This is a genomic window from Acidovorax sp. LjRoot66 (genome assembly GCF_964253305.1).
GTDB lineage: Bacteria > Pseudomonadota > Gammaproteobacteria > Burkholderiales > Burkholderiaceae_C > Acidovorax.
Genome location: NZ_CAXUQU020000001.1, coordinates 4,178,906 through 4,196,048 on the forward strand (window position 1 = coordinate 4,178,906; position 17,143 = coordinate 4,196,048).

The 17,143-nt window shown below is 67.0% G+C and carries 16 protein-coding genes; 6 read left to right on the top strand and 10 right to left on the bottom strand.

What is annotated here, in order from left to right:
- Positions 1 to 27 precede the first annotated feature (27 nt).
- The 7 genes from hscA to uvrB all read right to left on the bottom strand — a co-directional run bounded on the left by hscA (position 28) and on the right by uvrB (position 7,595).
- A complete protein-coding gene (gene hscA / locus ACSQ3Y_RS19595; protein WP_436178554.1) occupies positions 28 to 1,896 on the bottom strand; it encodes a Fe-S protein assembly chaperone HscA in 1,869 nt (622 codons plus the stop codon).
- 83 nt (positions 1,897 to 1,979) lie between these two features.
- Entirely contained in the window at positions 1,980 to 2,498 is a 519-nt protein-coding gene (gene hscB / locus ACSQ3Y_RS19600) for a Fe-S protein assembly co-chaperone HscB (protein ID WP_436178555.1), read from the bottom strand.
- A 92-nt stretch (positions 2,499 to 2,590) separates the two neighbouring features.
- Positions 2,591 to 2,914 (bottom strand): iron-sulfur cluster assembly protein IscA, encoded by a 324-nt coding sequence (gene iscA, locus ACSQ3Y_RS19605; protein ID WP_057203114.1) that lies wholly within the window; start codon positions 2,912 to 2,914, stop codon positions 2,591 to 2,593.
- 6 nt (positions 2,915 to 2,920) lie between these two features.
- The gene (gene iscU, locus ACSQ3Y_RS19610; RefSeq protein ID WP_057203115.1) at positions 2,921 to 3,319 is read right to left on the bottom strand and encodes a Fe-S cluster assembly scaffold IscU; all 399 of its coding nucleotides are present in this window, start codon (positions 3,317 to 3,319) and stop codon (positions 2,921 to 2,923) included.
- A 37-nt stretch (positions 3,320 to 3,356) separates the two neighbouring features.
- Positions 3,357 to 4,571 (bottom strand): IscS subfamily cysteine desulfurase, encoded by a 1,215-nt coding sequence (locus tag ACSQ3Y_RS19615; protein WP_057267691.1) that lies wholly within the window; start codon positions 4,569 to 4,571, stop codon positions 3,357 to 3,359.
- A gap of 108 nt (positions 4,572 to 4,679) precedes the next feature.
- Complete coding sequence (iscR, locus tag ACSQ3Y_RS19620) at positions 4,680 to 5,216, bottom strand: Fe-S cluster assembly transcriptional regulator IscR (RefSeq protein ID WP_057203117.1); 537 nt, start codon at positions 5,214 to 5,216, stop codon at positions 4,680 to 4,682.
- A 288-nt stretch (positions 5,217 to 5,504) separates the two neighbouring features.
- On the bottom strand, positions 5,505 to 7,595 hold the full coding sequence (gene uvrB, locus ACSQ3Y_RS19625; protein WP_436178556.1) for an excinuclease ABC subunit UvrB: 2,091 nt from the start codon (positions 7,593 to 7,595) through the stop codon (positions 5,505 to 5,507).
- 105 nt (positions 7,596 to 7,700) lie between these two features.
- Here uvrB and ACSQ3Y_RS19630 point away from each other — a divergent pair, with 105 nt between their 5' ends.
- Both ACSQ3Y_RS19630 and ACSQ3Y_RS19635 read left to right on the top strand, forming a co-directional pair.
- Positions 7,701 to 8,897: an amino acid aminotransferase gene (locus tag ACSQ3Y_RS19630; protein ID WP_057203119.1), complete on the top strand. Its 1,197-nt coding sequence runs from the start codon at positions 7,701 to 7,703 to the stop codon at positions 8,895 to 8,897.
- A 1-nt stretch (position 8,898) separates the two neighbouring features.
- Positions 8,899 to 9,507, top strand: coding sequence for a nucleotidyltransferase family protein (locus ACSQ3Y_RS19635; protein ID WP_369819468.1), 609 nt, complete (start codon positions 8,899 to 8,901; stop codon positions 9,505 to 9,507).
- Here ACSQ3Y_RS19635 and ygiD read toward each other — a convergent pair.
- A complete protein-coding gene (gene ygiD / locus ACSQ3Y_RS19640) occupies positions 9,476 to 10,378 on the bottom strand; it encodes a 4,5-DOPA dioxygenase extradiol (protein WP_436180142.1) in 903 nt (300 codons plus the stop codon). The two genes, ACSQ3Y_RS19635 and ygiD, sit on opposite strands and share 32 nt — an antisense overlap.
- 132 nt (positions 10,379 to 10,510) lie before the next feature.
- Between ygiD and ACSQ3Y_RS19645 the strand changes: the two genes are divergently transcribed.
- The 4 genes from ACSQ3Y_RS19645 (at position 10,511) to ACSQ3Y_RS19660 (ending at position 15,395) form a co-directional block, all read left to right on the top strand.
- Positions 10,511 to 11,404, top strand: a complete 894-nt coding sequence (locus ACSQ3Y_RS19645) for a CoA transferase (protein WP_428000578.1) — start codon at positions 10,511 to 10,513, stop codon at positions 11,402 to 11,404.
- Between the two features lie 12 nt (positions 11,405 to 11,416).
- On the top strand, positions 11,417 to 12,109 hold the full coding sequence (locus tag ACSQ3Y_RS19650; RefSeq protein WP_436178557.1) for a DUF1294 domain-containing protein: 693 nt from the start codon (positions 11,417 to 11,419) through the stop codon (positions 12,107 to 12,109).
- A 110-nt stretch (positions 12,110 to 12,219) separates the two neighbouring features.
- On the top strand, positions 12,220 to 12,684 hold the full coding sequence (locus ACSQ3Y_RS19655; RefSeq protein ID WP_057203123.1) for a hypothetical protein: 465 nt from the start codon (positions 12,220 to 12,222) through the stop codon (positions 12,682 to 12,684).
- Between the two features lie 293 nt (positions 12,685 to 12,977).
- Entirely contained in the window at positions 12,978 to 15,395 is a 2,418-nt protein-coding gene (locus tag ACSQ3Y_RS19660; protein WP_436178558.1) for an EAL domain-containing protein, read from the top strand.
- Here the strand turns inward: ACSQ3Y_RS19660 and ACSQ3Y_RS19665 are convergent.
- Together ACSQ3Y_RS19665 and ACSQ3Y_RS19670 are read right to left on the bottom strand one after the other, a co-directional pair.
- Entirely contained in the window at positions 15,344 to 16,303 is a 960-nt protein-coding gene (locus ACSQ3Y_RS19665) for a DMT family transporter (protein ID WP_436178559.1), read from the bottom strand. The genes ACSQ3Y_RS19660 and ACSQ3Y_RS19665 overlap by 52 nt on opposite strands.
- 56 nt (positions 16,304 to 16,359) lie before the next feature.
- A complete protein-coding gene (locus ACSQ3Y_RS19670) occupies positions 16,360 to 17,130 on the bottom strand; it encodes a helix-turn-helix transcriptional regulator (protein WP_436178560.1) in 771 nt (256 codons plus the stop codon).
- Positions 17,131 to 17,143: the final 13 nt, after the last annotated feature.

Sequence of the window (17,143 nt, forward strand, 5' to 3'; positions counted from 1 at the left end):
GTTCTTGTAAGGGATGAAAAGGGGCGGTCAGAAGGACTGCACGTTGCGGCCGGCCAGCGCCTGCTGGATGCCGCGGTTCATGCGCTGCGCGGCAAAGGCTTCCGTGCCCTTGGCCAGGGCCTCGGTGGCGGCTTCGATCACGGCGGCATCCTCCGATTCGCGCTGCTGGCGCAGGGCCTGCATCAGGGCGTCGATACCGGTGCGCTCTGCTGCCGAGAGCACGTCGCCGTCGGCGTCGAGTGCGCTCTGGGTGGCCAGCAGCATGCGGTCGGCGTCCACGCGGGCCTCGACCACGGCGCGGGCGCGCATGTCCTGCGCGGCGGTGGCAAAGCCATCCTGCAACATGCGGGCGATCTCGTCGTCCGAGAGGCCGTAGGAGGGCTTCACGTCGATGCGTGCTTCCACCCCGCTGCCCTGCTCCTTGGCGCTCACGCTCAAGAGGCCGTCGGCATCGACGGTGAAGGTCACGCGGATGCGCGCCGCGCCGGCCGCCATGGGCGGAATGCCGCGCAACTCGAAGCGCGCGAGGCTCCGGCAGTCCTGCACCAGGTCACGCTCGCCTTGCAGCACGTGGATGGCCAGGGCGGTCTGGCCGTCCTTGTAGGTGGTGAAGTCCTGCGCCTTGGCGGTGGGAATGGTCTCGTTGCGCGCCACGATGCGCTCCACCAGGCCACCCATGGTCTCTATGCCCAGCGACAGCGGGATCACATCCAGCAGCAGCAGGTCGCCCGCCGTGTTGTTGCCGGCCAGCTGGTTGGCCTGGATCGAGGCGCCCAGGGCCACCACCTCGTCGGGGTTGAGGTTGGTCAGCGGTGTGGTGCCGAAGAAGTCGGCCACGGCCTGCTGCACCTGCGGCATGCGGGTGGAGCCACCGACCATGACCACGCCCTGCACTTCCTCGCGGGTGAGGTGTGCATCGCGCAGCGCACGGCGCACTGCCACCATGGAGCGCGCCGTGAGCGGCGCCGTGGCGGCCTCGAAGTCCGCGCGCGCCACTGCGTGCTGCACGCCCTCGCCTGCCAGCTGTGCGGTGAAGGTGGCGCTGTCGGCGGCGCTCAGCGCCTCCTTGCAGGCCCGGGCCGCCATGCGGGCCGCGACCTTGTCGCCGGGCGACTCGACCGTGCGGCCCAACTGCTGCAGCACCCAATCCGCCAGGGCGGCATCGTAGTCGTCGCCGCCCAGGGCCGAATCGCCGCCCGTGGCGATGACCTCGAACACCCCCTGCGTGAGACGCAGGATGGAGATATCGAAGGTGCCGCCACCGAGGTCGTACACGGCGTAGACGCCCTCGCTGCCATTGTCCAGCCCGTAGGCGATGGCTGCGGCCGTGGGCTCGTTGATCAGGCGCAGCAGGTGGATGCCGGCCAGTTGGGCCGCGTCCTTGGTGGCCTGGCGCTGGGCGTCGTCAAAATACGCGGGCACGGTGATCACCGCGCCGTACAGGTCGTCGTTGAAGGTGTCTTCGGCGCGGTAGCGCAGCGTGGCCAGGATCTCGGCGCTCACCTCCACGGGCGACTTCACGCCGCCCACGGTGGCCAGACTCACCATGCCCAGGGCGCTGTCGGCCGGGGGCACGAAGTCGTAGGGCAGCTTGCCGGCATCGGCCACGTCTGCCAGGCCCCGGCCCATGAAACGCTTGACCGAGGCAATGGTGTTGCGCGGGTCCTCCACCTGCGCGGCCACGGCGTCGTGCCCGATCTGGCGGCCGCCCGCCTCCAGGTAGCGCACCACCGAGGGCAGCAGCACCCGGCCCTGGTCGTCGGGCAGGCATTCGGCCACGCCGTTGCGCACGGCCGCCACCAGGGAATGCGTGGTCCCGAGGTCGATGCCCACGGCAAAGCGCCGCTGGTGCGGGTCGGGGGACTGGCCGGGTTCGGAGATCTGCAAAAGCGCCATGGAGTGATTCTTGTCGTCGTGTTCTACGTTGTCTGCAGGCCCGCCGCGCGGCCCGCAGGAAAGGGGGCAAGCCCCACTAACCCCTATTGTCCCAGTTGATCCCGGCGGCGTTCGATGTCGTCGGCAAATCGCGCAATGAACATGAGGGCTCTGACCTCGCGCGCCGCGCCTGCGGCATCGCCCTCGTCGTCCAGCAACTGGCCGCAGCGGGCCAGCGCTGCGCGCCGCGCCTGCTGCACCTCGTCGTCCAGCGCCTCCAGAGCGGCCTCGTCCTCTGCGTCTTCGAGCGCTTCGCGCCATTCCATCTGCTGCATCAGAAAGGCCGCCGGCATGGCCGTGTTGTCCTCGGCGCGGATCGGCGCATCGCGCAGCTCACACAGGTAGGCGGCACGGCGCAGCGGGTCTTTGAGGCGCTGGTAGGCCTCGTTGATGCGCACCGACCACTGCATGGCCACGCGCTGGGCCGCAGCACCCTGGGCGGCGAACTTGTCGGGGTGGGCTTCGCGCTGCAGCTCCTTCCAGCGCGCATCAATGGCGCTGCGCTCCTGCGCAAAGCGCTGCGCGAGGCCGAACAGCTCGAAATCGTCGGATTGCAGGTTCATGGAGGGGAAAGGGTCAAGAAAAAACCGCCAGCACGGGGGTGCGATGGCGGTTTGGCTGGGCGCTCAACACAGGCACAGGGGCCCGCAAACGATCAGACGCGGAAGCTCTCACCGCAACCGCAGCGGTCGCGCTCGTTGGGGTTGTTGAACTTGAAGCCTTCGTTCAGGCCCTCGCGCACGAAGTCGAGTTCGGTGCCGTCGATGTAGGCCAGGCTCTTGGGGTCGATCAGCAACTTCACGCCGTGGTTTTCGAACACCACGTCTTCAGGCGCGCTGTCGTCCACGTACTCGAGCTGGTAGGCCAGGCCCGAGCAGCCCGTGGTCTTGACGCCCAGGCGCACGCCCAGCCCCTTGCCCCGGCGGGACAGGTAGCGGGTCACGTGCCGCGCAGCGGCTTCGGTCAGCGTGATGGCCATGGTCGATCAGGCAGCCACTGCGGCAGCGTGCTTGGTCTTGTAGTCGAGCACTGCGGCCTTGATGGCGTCTTCCGCGAGGATGGAGCAGTGGATCTTGACGGGCGGCAGGGCCAGCTCTTCGGCGATCACGCTGTTCTTCAATGCAGCCGCTTCGTCCAGCGTCTTGCCCTTGACCCATTCGGTCACGAGCGAGGACGAGGCGATGGCCGAGCCGCAGCCATAGGTCTTGAAGCGTGCGTCTTCGATCACGCCGGTTTCGGGGTTCACCTTGATCTGCAGCTTCATCACGTCGCCGCAGGCGGGCGCGCCCACCATGCCGGTGCCCACCGAATCGTCACCCTTGTCGAACGAGCCCACGTTGCGGGGGTTCTCGTAATGGTCAACCACTTTGTCTGAATAAGCCATGATGTGTACCTCTTCAATTCTTCAAAATGCAATTCGGTCAGTGCGCAGCCCACTGGATGGTGCTGATGTCGATGCCGTCCTGGTACATCTCCCACAGCGGGCTCAGCTCGCGCAGGCGGGCGACGTTCTCGCGGATGGTGCCAATGGCGTAGTCGATCTCTTCCTCGGTCGTGAAACGGCCGATGGTCATGCGCAGGCTGCTGTGGGCCAGCTCGTCGCTGCGGCCCAGGGCTCGCAGCACGTAGCTGGGCTCCAGGCTGGCAGAGGTGCAGGCAGAGCCCGACGACACGGCCAGGCCCTTGATGCCCATGATGAGCGATTCGCCTTCGACGAAGTTGAAGCTCATGTTCAGGTTCTGTGGCACGCGGCGTTCCATGCTGCCGTTGATGAACACCTGTTCGATGTCCTTCAGGCCATTGAGCAGGCGCTGCTGCAGAGCAAGCGCCTTGGCATTGGACTCGGCCATTTCTTCCTTGGCGATGCGGAAGGCCTCGCCCATGCCCACGATCTGGTGCGTGGGCAAGGTGCCCGAACGCATGCCGCGCTCATGGCCGCCACCGTGCATCTGCGCTTCCAGGCGCACGCGGGGCTTGCGGCGCACGTACAGGGCGCCCACGCCCTTGGGGCCGTAGGTCTTGTGCGCGGTCATGCTCATCAGGTCGATGGGCAGGGTATTCATGTCGATCTCGACGCGGCCGGTGGCCTGCGCGGCATCCACGTGCAGCAGCACGCCCTTTTCGCGGCACAGTGCGCCGATGGCCGGGATGTCCTGGATCACGCCGATCTCGTTGTTCACGAACAGGATGCTCACGAGCACCGTGTCGGGGCGGATGGCGGCCTTCAGGGCCTCCAGGTCCACCAGGCCGTCTTCCTTGACGTCGAGGTAGGTGGCTTCAAAGCCCTGGCGTTCGAGCTCGCGCACGGTGTCCAGCACGGCCTTGTGCTCGGTCTTGAGCGTGATCAGGTGCTTGCCCTTGCCCTTGTAGAACTGGGCCGCGCCCTTCAGGGCCAGGTTGATCGATTCCGTGGCGCCGCTGGTCCAGACAATCTCGCGCGGGTCGGCGTTGATCAACTCGGCCACCTGCACACGCGCCTTTTCCACGGCCTCTTCCGCTTCCCAGCCCCAGGCATGGCTGCGCGATGCCGGGTTGCCGAAGTGCTCGCGCAACCAGGGGATCATGGCGTCCACCACGCGGGGGTCCACCGGCGTGGTTGCGCCGTAGTCGAGATAGATGGGAAAGTGTGGCGTCATGGCGTGGCTGGCTCAGGAAGGTTGCTGGCTTGCAAACAACAAGGGGCAGTACAGTAAAAAACGTTCAGGGCGGTGCCGACCCCAGGGCCGGCATGGTCGACCTGGAGGTCAGGACTTGGCGAACACGTTGCCGAGTGCGAACACCGAATTCGGGGCATTCACACGGATCGGCTTGACCACAGGGGTGGTCGAGATGGCGCGGCGCACGATCGGCTTGTCTTCGATCTGCACACCCTTGGCCAGTTGCTCTTCCACCAGCTTTTGCAGCGTGACGGAGTCGAGGAACTCGACCATGCGCTGGTTCAGCGAGGCCCACAGCTCGTGCGTCATGCAACGGCCGGCTTCGCCCAGGCAGTTTTCCTTGCCGCCGCACTGGGTGGCGTCAATGGGTTCGTCCACGGATACGATGATGTCGGCCACCGTGATGTCGCCCGCCTTGCGGGCCAGGGTGTAGCCGCCGCCGGGGCCACGGGTGGATTCCACCAGCTCATGGCGGCGCAACTTGCCGAACAGCTGTTCCAGGTAGGACAGCGAAATCTGCTGGCGCTGGCTGATGGCAGCCAGGGTGACGGGTCCGTTGTTCTGGCGCAGGGCCAGGTCAATCATGGCGGTGACCGCAAAACGGCCTTTGGTAGTGAGACGCATCGCAAGCTCCTTGTGCTAAGGCTTGTTCGTTGTAGAAACTGCCGACTGCTGACTGTTGGCCAGCAACGACACCGTCTCCGCCCCTTACTCCGCACCGTTGTCCGCTGCGGAGCCCTTCATCGCTGGGCTTTGTTCTTGAGTAGTTTGTAGGAGTATAGCACAAATCCCTATCGAATCAGTCGGGATAAGAAACCATCGGGTCACTATTTCCCCATACGCGTTTTTACTGACCGCCCAATTCGCCAGGAATGCGCTTCCCCGTCCTCATGTCGGGGTGCAAACTCGCTTTCACAAGGCCACGGAATCATTGCCATGCGCACCGAAGGCCTGGTCCTTGAGGCGCGTGAGCTGGTCCCGCACACGGGCCGCCTGCTCGAACTCGAGGTTGCGCGCATGGTCGAGCATGGCCTTCTCCAGCCGCTTGATCTCGCGCGCCACGTCCTTCTCGGACATGTCCTCCACCTTGGCGCGCTGCATCGTTTCCTGCTCCAGGCGCTCGGCATCCTTGCCCGCTTTCTCGCTATAGACGCCGTCAATCAGGTCTCTTACCCTCTTGACAATGCTGCGCGGCGTGATTCCGTGGGCCTCGTTGTGTGCGATCTGTTTGATGCGCCGGCGTTCCGTCTCTCCCATGGCTTTTTTCATGGAGTCGGTGATGCGGTCGGCATACAGGATGGCGTGGCCATTCAGGTTGCGCGCCGCACGGCCTATGGTCTGGATCAGGCTGCGCTCGGCCCGCAGGAAGCCCTCCTTGTCGGCGTCCAGAATGGCCACCAGCGACACCTCGGGGATATCGAGCCCTTCGCGCAGCAGGTTGATGCCCACCAGCACATCGAAGGCGCCCAGGCGCAGGTCGCGGATGATCTCCACGCGCTCCACCGTGTCCACGTCGCTGTGCAGGTAGCGCACCTTGACGCCGTTGTCCGTGAGGTAGTCAGTGAGCTGCTCGGCCATGCGCTTGGTCAGCGTGGTGATGAGCACGCGCTCGCGCTTCTCGGCGCGGATGCGGATCTCCTGCAGCACATCATCCACCTGATGGGTGGCGGGGCGCACCTCCACAATAGGGTCCACCAGGCCCGTGGGGCGCACCACCTGGTCCACCACCTGGCCGGCATGGGTCTTTTCGTAGTCGGCCGGCGTGGCCGAGACGAACACCACCTGGCGCATGCGCTGCTCGAACTCCTCGAACTTGAGCGGCCGGTTGTCCAGCGCCGACGGCAGGCGAAAGCCATACTCGACCAGCGTGGTCTTGCGCGAGCGGTCGCCGCTGTACATGGCGTTGAGCTGGCCGATCATCTGGTGGCTCTCGTCCAGGAACATCAGCGCGTTCTTGGGCATGTAGTCGGTCAGCGTGCTCGGCGGGTCGCCCGGCGCGGCACCCGAAAGGTGGCGCGTGTAGTTCTCGATGCCCTTGCAGTGCCCTACTTCGCTGAGCATCTCCAGATCGAAGCGGGTACGCTGCTCCAGGCGCTGGGCCTCCACCAGCTTGCCGTCGTCCAGCAACTGTTTCAGGCGCTCGGCCAGCTCGATCTTGATTGTCTCCACAGCCGCCAGCACCTTGTCGCGCGGCGTCACATAGTGGCTGCTGGGGTAGACCGTGAAGCGCGGGATCTTCTGCTTGACGCGGCCGGTGAGCGGGTCGAACAGCTGCAGGCTCTCGATCTCGTCGTCGAACAGCTCGATACGGATGGCCAGCTCCGAGTGCTCGGCCGGGAAGACGTCGATGGTGTCGCCGCGCACGCGGAACTTGCCGCGCGAGAAATCGGCCTCGTTGCGCTGGTACTGCATGCGGATGAGTTGGGCGATCACGTCGCGCTGGCCCAGCTTGTCGCCGGTGCGCAAGGTCATCACCATGCGGTGGTAGCTCTCGGGCTCGCCAATGCCGTAGATGGCCGACACGGTGGCCACGATGACCACGTCGGTGCGCTCCATCAGGCTCTTGGTGCATGACAGGCGCATCTGCTCGATGTGCTCGTTGATCGCGCTGTCCTTCTCGATGAACAGGTCGCGCTGGGGCACATAGGCCTCGGGCTGGTAGTAGTCGTAGTAGCTCACGAAGTACTCCACGGCGTTCTTCGGAAAGAACTCGCGGAACTCGCTGTACAGCTGCGCCGCCAGGGTCTTGTTGGGCGCGAACACGATGGCCGGACGACCCATGCGGGCGATCACGTTGGCCATGGTGAAGGTCTTGCCCGAGCCGGTCACCCCGAGCAGGGTCTGGAAGGCTTCGCCGTCGTTCAGCCCCTCGACGAGCTTTTGGATGGCCTCGGGCTGGTCGCCCGCAGGAGGGTACGGTTGGAACAGCTCGAACGGCGAATCGGGGAAGCGCACGAACTCGCCGTCTTGCTGATCCGGTATGACTTCTGATATTTCCAGCATGGGGTAGGTCAACGGTTGGTGGGGGCTAGCCGTTAAAATCGGCGGAACCTGGCACGTTACACCACGCCCGGATTCTTCGCTACTGACAACCTTTCAAGGATTTTCATGTCTCTGTTCACCGCCGTCGAAATGGCACCCCGCGACCCCATCCTGGGCCTCAACGAGCAATTTGCTGCCGACACCAACCCCAACAAGGTCAATCTGGGTGTGGGCGTGTATTTCGACGACAACGGCAAGCTGCCCCTGCTGCAATGCGTGCAGGCCGCTGAAAAGACCATGATGTCGACCCCCACGGCCCGCGGCTACCTGCCCATCGACGGCATCGTGGCCTATGACAATGCCGTCAAGGGCCTGGTCTTCGGCGCCGACAGCGAGCCCGTGACCTCCGGCCGCGTGGCCACCGTGCAGGCCATCGGCGGCACCGGCGGCCTGAAGATCGGCGCTGACTTCCTCAAGAAGGTGAGCCCGAACGCCAAGGTGCTGATCTCCGACCCGAGCTGGGAAAACCACCGCGCGCTGTTCACCAACGCGGGCTTCGAAGTCGACAGCTACGCCTACTACGACGCCGAAAAGCGCGGCGTGAACTTCGAAGGCTTCCTGGCCAGCCTGAATGCGGCCGTGGCCGGCACCATCGTCGTGCTGCATGCCTGCTGCCACAACCCCACCGGCTACGACATCACCGCCGACCAATGGGACCAGGTGATCGCCGCCGTCAAGGCGAAGAACCTGACCCCCTTCCTGGACATGGCCTACCAGGGCTTTGGCCATGGCATCGCCGAAGACGGCGCCGTGATCGGCAAGTTCGTCGCCGCCGGTCTGAACTTCTTCGTCTCCACCTCGTTCAGCAAGAGCTTCAGCCTGTACGGCGAGCGCGTGGGCGGCCTGTCGGTGCTGTGCGCCAACAAGGAAGAAGCCAGCCGCGTGCTGAGCCAGCTCAAGATCGTGATCCGCACCAACTACTCCAACCCACCCATCCACGGCGGCGCCGTGGTGGCCGCCGTGCTGGGCAACCCCGAACTGCGCGCCCTGTGGGAGAAGGAACTGGCCGAAATGCGCGTGCGCATCAAGGCCATGCGCCAGAAGCTGGTCGACGGCCTGAAGGCCGCCGGCGTGAAGCAGGACATGTCCTTCATCACCACCCAGATCGGCATGTTCAGCTACTCCGGCCTCTCCAAGGACCAGATGGTGCGCCTGCGCACCGAGTTCGGCGTGTACGGCACCGACACCGGCCGCATGTGCGTCGCCGCCCTGAACAGCAAGAACATCGACTACGTCTGCCAATCCATCGCAAAGGTTGTCTGAGTTGAATGATGAAGCGGCGCTGCGGCGCCGCTTCGTGAGCCAGGCGCTCCAGAACCCGCACAACGCGGCCATTCTGGGGCGTTTGCCGCTGCTGGGCCTGCCCGATGCCTGGCTGGTCGCGGGCTGCCTGTTCCAGACGGTGTGGAACCTGCACGCTGGCCACACGCCCGAGGCGCGCATCAAGGACTACGACCTGTTCTACTTCGACGCGGGCGACCTGTCGGCCGCCGCCGAAGAGGCCGTGCAGGCGCGTGCTGCAGCCCTGTTCGCCGACCTGCCCATCACCGTAGAAGCCAAGAACCAGGCGCGCGTGCACCTGTGGTACGAGGGCTGGTTCGGCTACCCCTACACCGCCCTCACCTCGGCGCGCGAGGGCATTGGCCGCTTTCTGGTGCCCTGCACCTGCGTGGGATTGCAACCGACGCCTTCAGGCCCGGTACTGCATGCGCCTTACGGACTCGATGAGCTGTACGCGGGCATCCTGCGGCCCAACCCTGCCTGCCTGCACCTGCCACTGTTCGACGCCAAGGCCGCGAGCTATCAGCAGCGCTGGCCTTGGTTGCAGATCGTGCGGGAATTCACCCCCACAGCACCGAGCGCATCGATATAGACGCCGACTGGAAGCCGGTGTTGAAGAAACGCGGCATTTCGGTCGATTGCACCGCTCCGGCTGCATACAGCAGCGGCAGGTAGTGCTCGTGGGTGGGGTGCGCCTGCTTCGCCACGGGGCCCAGCTTCAGAAAGTCCGCCAGCGCACCGAGTTGGCCCTTCTTGATCTGGTCCTGCACCACGACATCGAACTCCTGCGCCCAGTCGTAGGCCTCGTTGGCCGCCGTGCCCCGGCGCGTCACGCGCAGGTTGTGTACCACGTTGCCGCTGCCCACGATGAGCACGCCGCGCTCGCGCAGCGCCGCCAGCTGCCGGCCGAGCGCATAGTGTTCGGCCGGGGCACGGCTGTAGTCCATGCTCAGCTGCAGCAAGGGGATCTGCGCCTTGGGGAACATGGGCTTGAGCACCGACCAGGTGCCATGGTCCAGGCCCCAGTCGCCCTCGTCCACCCCCAGCGCCGCGCCGGTGGCCGGTGATTTCAGCTCTCGGGCCAGGCTGCGCGCCACGGCCGGTGCGCCCGGCGCGGGGTACTGCTGGTCGAACAGCGCCTGCGGAAAGCCGCCGAAGTCGTGGATGGTCTTGGGGCTGGCCATGCCCGTGAGCTGCCAGCCACCCTGCGTAAGCCAGTGGGCGGAGATGCACAGGATGAGCTGGGGTTGCACCGCGCGCGCCATCAATTCGGCGCCCAGTGCCTCCCAGGTGCGGCGCCAGGCGTTGTCCTCGATGGCGTTCATGGGGCTGCCGTGCCCCACGAACAGCACCGGCATGCGCGGCGACGGCTTGAGGGATTGCAACGCGGGCAAGGCGGCGGCACTGCTGAGCGAGGTCACGGTAACTCCCGGAAAAGCAGCCAACCCTGCGAGGGTGGCCAAAGAGGTTCTGCGGTGCATGAATGGGAGAAGGTAACAAATTTTGTATAACGCAGGGAGTGAGCGCTCGGCCTGGCCAAAGTTCCGGCCATCGGGTGCCTGCGCATCGCCGCCCTTCCATTCCCATAAAGAGACATGACCACCACCACCCTGCCCCAGCCCCTGCGCAACACCCGCGTCCTGAGCCTTGCCCTGAACCTGCCCGGCCCCGCCGCGCTGATGCGCTGCGCACGCATGGGTGCCGAATGCACCAAGCTCGAACCGCCACCGGTGGCCGGCTACCCAAGCGCCGACCCGATGGGCATCTACAGCCCGGCGGCCTATGCCACGTTGCACCAGGGCGTGCGGGTGCTGCACGCGCACCTCAAGACCGCCGAGGGCCAGGCCACGCTGCACGAGGAACTGGCGCGCACCGACGTGCTGATCACCTCGTTTCGCCCCTCGGCCCTGGCCAAGCTGGGCCTGGGCTGGGAGGCCCTGCAGGCCAAATACCCGCGCCTGTCACTGGTGCGCATCGTCGGCGCCGCCGCCGAGCGGGCCGAGGAGCCGGGCCACGACCTCACCTACCTGGCCGATGCCGGCCTGGTCACCGGCACCGAGATGCCGCCCACCCTGTACGCCGACATGGGCGGATCGCTGATGGCCAGCGAGGCCGTGCTGCAGGCCCTGCTGGAGCGCGCCCACACCGGCGCCGGCGTGTGCATCGAAGTCGCGCTGGCCGACGCCGCCGCGTGGCTGGCCCAGCCGCGCGACTGGGGCCTGACCACGCCCGGCGGCGACGTGGGCGGCAACCACGCCGGCTACCGCATCTACCCCTGCGCCGACGGCCGCGTGGCCGTGGCCGCGCTGGAACCGCACTTTGCCGCCAGCCTGTGCGCAGCCGCCGGCCTGCCCGCCACGGGTGATGCCCAGATGCTGCGTGCCCCCGCCACCCACGAGGCCGTGGCCGGTTTCCTGAGTACGCAGACCCGTGCGCAGCTTGATGCGCTGGCGCAGGCGCAGGACATCCCACTGCACACCTTGGCCTGACGGAGTCATCCAATGCAAAAGCAGGGAACGGTGGCGCGCTGGAACGCCGAACGCGCCTTTGGCTTCATCCGCAGCCCGGACACCGATGCGGATGTGTTCTTCCACGTGCGCGACTTCCGCGGCGGCGGCGCACCGCGCGAAGGCCAGGCCGTGGTGTACGAAGAGATCCACGTCGGCGGCAAAGGCCCCCGGGCCATGGCGGTGCAGCCCGTGGGCACGCAGGCGGCGGCCGGCACCACGGCACGCGGCAAGGGCACCGCGCCGAAGGCACCGCAGGCACGCCAGCCGAGCAAGGCACCAGCGCCCGCACCCCGCCGTCCGCAGCGTATGCGCACAAACCACGCGGGCAGCGCGGCATCCACCGGGCCTGCGCTGCTCCTGATGGTGCTGTGGGTCGCCCTGCTGGCTTGGGGCGTCTGGAGCGCACGGCTGCCCCTGTGGCTGCTGGGCGCTGCCGCCGCAGTCAATCTGCTGACCTATGTCGTCTACGCCATGGACAAGGGCGCCGCGCAAAGAGGCCAGTGGCGCGTGCCAGAGAAGAACCTGCACCTGCTGGCACTGGCGGGCGGATGGCCCGGCGCCTGGGTGGCGCAGCAGACACTGCGACACAAGTCGAGCAAGGCCGAGTTCCGGGTCGTTTACTGGGCAACGGTGGTGCTGCACTGCGCAGGCCTTGCGGCCTGGGTGATGCGCCGGATCGGCTGAAGGAACAGCCCCAATGTGTGATGACAGGTAAATTGTCCCTGGGACTACACACGGCGACATTGCCAACGGCTCCAATGGAAGAAGTATCCACCCCTCCAAAGGAGACGGCCATGAAGCCAATGATTCTTGACTCCACCATGACCAATATGGGCGGCGTGTTCTATCCCACAGGGCATGTGTTCGCCCTGTTCCCCGACGAGGACTGCGTGCGCCAGGCGGCGACGGCACTCGAAGCTGCCGGCCACAAGGGCGAACTGGCCTATGCCAGCCCCGAGGCCATCATGGCCGACATCGTGCGCACACTGGGCACTGCCGATGCGCCCCTGCCCTCCGTAGGCGCCGAAGGCGACATGGTGCGCCGCATTGCCGACCTGGCCGGCACCGGCCACCACGGCCTGCTGATCCAGATGGACAGCAAGGACGAACCCGATACGGTGGTCGCGGCCATCGCTCCCGAAGGCGCTGCCACGGCCTTCTACTACCGCACCTTCATCATCGAAGACCTGGTCACGCCGCCGGTGCCGGACGAGAAGACCCAGTCTGTGGTGGTAGGGACGCACGCAGCGACGAGCTGATCCCACCCCCGGCCACCCCACCCCGAACCCGCGCTCCGCAAGGCACGCGGGTTTTTCCACATCTGCCGCCGCAGTGCCTGCAGCCAAGGATTTGGTGCCAAGCCGACCGGTTGCCGATATAGTGGTCTTGCGCGGCCAAGGCTCGCACGCTCGCTCACCCACCGGCTCGGTGGCCTGGGGAGCAGATGTAGCCCACCGCATGGGAGGAACCGGTATGGGATTGTCCCGCCACACAAGCCCGCTCCAGGCGCACCGGGCCGCAGGGCCCTGAAGCGCAACAGCAGCCGCCGTGCATGACCAACGCGCGCGAGCCACCAGGCCAGGGACCGCTGCGTTCGACGCTGCGGATCACCTGGCCTTTCCTGCTGATGGTGCTTTTGCTTGCCGCTTGCGCCTCGGGTAGCCTGTATGTGCTGTCCGCCGTGCGGGCCTTCGTGGCCGGCGAGAGCCTCTGGACCAAGGGGCAAAAGGACGCCATCTACTACCTGGACCGCTACGCCGCTACCGGCTCCCCAGACGCCTACGCGCAGTACCGCAAGGCCGTCGAGGCCCCCCTGGGCGACAAGGCGGCCCGGCTGGCCCTGCTGGAATCACACCCCATCGACCTGAACGCCGCACGCGAGGGATTCGCCCGCGGCGAGAACCACCCCGATGACATCGACAGCCTGATCTGGCTGCTGCGCTGGTTCCACCACTTCGAGATCATGCAGCAGCCGCTGGCCCACTGGCTGGTCGGAGACCAGCACATTTCCAGCCTGCAGCTGCTGGCCGAAGAGATTCGGCAGGGCCATGCCGCAGGGCTGGTGGACGCTGCCACGCGCCGCGGCTGGCAGGCCAGCATCCGTGCCATCAACGCGGGCGCCACGCCGGCCGCCCGCGCTTTCAGTACATCACTGGGAGACAGCTCCCGGCGCATCGTGCAATGGCTGCTCTGGGCCAACATGGGCATGGCCGCCGTGCTGATTCTGCTGACCACCTGGCACACCAGGGCGCTGCTGGCCCAGCGACAGCGTGCGGAGCTGGCACTCGACGCGGAGCGCGAGCAGGCGCATGTCACGCTGGCAGCCATTGGCGATGCCGTAGTGACCACCGATCTGCATGGCAGGGTGCTGTACCTCAATCCCGCCGCCGAGGCCCTGGTGGGCATGCCGGCCCAGGAGGCCACCGGTCGCCCTCTGGCCCAGGTGCTGCAACTGAACGACGGCACAGGTCCCCTGGGCGCCGACCAGTTGGTGGAGCGGGTGCTGCGCGGCGGGCCCACGCACCGCGATGGCTTCACGCCGACCGTGGTGCGGCCCGACCAAAGCCTGGTGCCCATCAAACTGGTGGGCTCGCCCATCCACCACCAGGCCCAGCCTCGCGGGGTGGTGCTGGTGCTGCACGACGTGACGCGCGAACAGCACTATGTGGAGCAGCTGTCCTGGCAGGCCAGCCACGATGCACTCACGGGCCTGGTGAACCGGCGCGAGTTCGAGCGCCGGCTGGAGGCCCTGCTCGCCCAGCCGCGTGCCATGGGGCGCGAAGGCGCCCTGCTCTACGTGGACCTGGACCAGTTCAAGCTCATCAACGACACCTGCGGCCACCAGGCTGGCGACGAGATGCTGCGCGGGGTTTGCGGCATGCTGCAAAGCCACCTGCGCGAGGGCGACACGTTGGCGCGGCTGGGCGGGGACGAGTTCGGCATCCTGCTCAAGGACTGCCCGCCCGGCCCCTCGGCACGCATTGCAGAGCAACTGCGCCAGGCCGGGCACGAACTGCGCGTGCTGTGGGAGGGGCGGCAACTCTCCACCGGCCTGAGCATCGGCATGGTGCAGCTGATCCCCGCGCTCAGTACCATCCAGGAAGCCATGCGCGTGGCCGACATGGCCTGCTACCGCGCCAAGGAGGGCGGGCGCAACCAGGTCTTCATCTACCAGGCGGAAGACATCGAGATGAGCCGCCGTGAAGGCGACATGGATTGGGTGCGGCGCCTGCGCCTCGCGCTGGAGCACGACCGGTTTCGGCTGTATGCGCAGACCATCACGGCCCTACAGGGTGCCAGCATGGGCATGCACCTGGAGGTGCTGCTGCGCCTTGCCGAAAACCATGAAGAGCTCGTATCCCCCGGCTGCTTCATCCCCGCAGCAGAGCACTACGGCATGATGCCCGCCATCGACCGCTGGGTGGTAAGGCACACGCTCGCCCTGCTGGCGCAGCACCAGGCCACGGGTGGCCCACCGGTGCACACCTGCGCCATCAACCTCTCGGGTACCAGCCTGGGCGACGAGAGCCTGCTCAAGTACATCCACACCGAAATCGAGCAGTCGGGGGTGGATGCGCACCGGCTGTGCTTCGAGATCACCGAGACCAGCGCCATCTCCCACCTGCCCAGCGCGGTGCGGCTGATGAAGGACCTGCAGCAACTGGGCTGCCGTTTCGCGCTCGATGATTTCGGCGTGGGAATGTCCTCCTTCACCTACCTCAAGCACCTGCCGGTGGACTACCTCAAGATCGATGGCAGCTTCGTGCGCGACCTGCTGGACGACCCGACCAACCGGGCCATGGTGGAGATGATCAACCACATCGGCCATGTCATGGGCAAAGAGACCATCGCCGAGTTTGCCGAGTCCATGGACATCGTCGACGCGCTGCGCGCCATCGGCGTGGACCATGCGCAGGGCTATGCGCTCTCGCGGCCCGTCCCGCTGGCCGACTGCCTGCGCAAGGGTTGAGCCAGAGCCCCGCTACCCAGGGCCACGCCAGGCACCACCAGCAGCACGGCAGCCAGCAAGGCACCCGAGACCGGCTCGCCCAGCAGGCAGGCGCCACCCGCGGCCGTGAGCAGCGGCACCAGCGCCGCCGACAGAGCCGCCCGCGCAGGACCCAGCCTTGCAATCGCCACGCTGTAAACCACCAGGCCCAGCAGCCCGGCCGCCACGCCCTGCCCCAGCGCCTGCCAAGCTACATCGGCCCACGGTGCCGAGAGCAGGCGCGGGGCGCCCGCCACCAGCAGCACGGGCAGCAACAGCAGGGCCGAACCCAGGTTCACTACGGCAGCGCCTTGCCATGGAGCCAGGCCGCTGCCGCGAAACGCCAGCGTGTACAACGACCACAGCAGCGTCGCCAGCAGGAACAACAGATCGCCACGCCACGCCCCTTCTACCGTGCGCCAACCGGCCGCCCCGAACACTGCCATACCCGCCACGATCAACGCCAGGCCCAGCAGCCGCGAAGGCGCAGGCCGCTCCCCCGCCACCAGCCAGCCGCCCAGCGCGGTGAACACCGGCAGGCTGCCCGCCACGAAAACGCCCATGTGCGCCGCAGGCGCCCACTGCGCGCCGGCCAGCACCACCAGCCCGAACGGCAGGCCGCCGCACAGCACCAGCAGCGCACAGCGCCTGTACGACAGGCCTGCCGGCCACCCGCTGCGCCGCAGCCACAGCGGTGCCAGGACCAGCGCAGGAATGGCATAGCGCAGCACGGCCAGCTCGACAGGCCCCAGCGTGGTAGTGACGCCATGGCGCGACGCAAGCTGCCAGCCGCTGCCGATGAGCGCGGCAGCCAGAGCCGCCAGCCAGCCGATCCAGGGCGACGGAATGGAGGAACACAGGCGGCGAAACAAGGAGGCGAAGACAGGCATGCCCGCAGTCTGGGCGCAGCACCCCCGCTGCGGATATCAGAATCCTGCGGAGATCATCAGCCCTGCAGTGCCTGCCGGGCCTGCGCCGGCGTCACGCCGACTGCGCGGCGGAACGCAGTGCCCAAGTGGCTCTGGCTGCTGTAGCCCAGATCGTGCGCCAGGGCCGCGAGGTCGCCCTCCCCCTCGTCCAGGCGCTGCAGCGCCGCGGCCAGCCGCAACTGCTCGCGGTAGGTATGCAGGCCCAGGCCGGTGTGGGCGCGGAACAGGCGAGCGAGATGGAAGTAAGAGCAGCAAGCCGCATCGGCCACGTCGTGCAGCGACCAGCCCAGGCCGTCTGCCGCCGCCGTGCGCGTGGCCATGAAGCGCCGTGCGCGCGCCACGGCCGCATGGGCCATGCCGCTGTCGCACAACACACCCTGCCCAAGCAAAGGCCCAATGGCCTGCTCACGCCCCTGCGCCAAGGCGCGCCAGTGCAGGCGCAACTGCCACAGGGCGCGGGGAGGCAGCACCCAGGCGCGTGCATTGCCAGGGCTGCCGACAGATGCGCTGCCCGGCTGCATGCTGACCACCATGTGGCTGCGCGGCGCGGCCTGCCATTCGTTGATCTGGTAAGGCAACCCGGTGGGCAGGGCCACCACGGTCAGCCCGTCAAGCAGCACCTGCCACCCCTGCATGTGGAACTCGGACACGCCACACACCGGGAACACCCAGCGCGGCGTGGCCACCTGGTAAACCGGCCTACCGGCATGGGCCGCGCCCGCCGGCTTGACCACCCGCTCCACCCGCCACGCAGCGGTGTCGGCGTAGAGGATGCGGTCCTGCGGCATGGGCAGTGCCGTG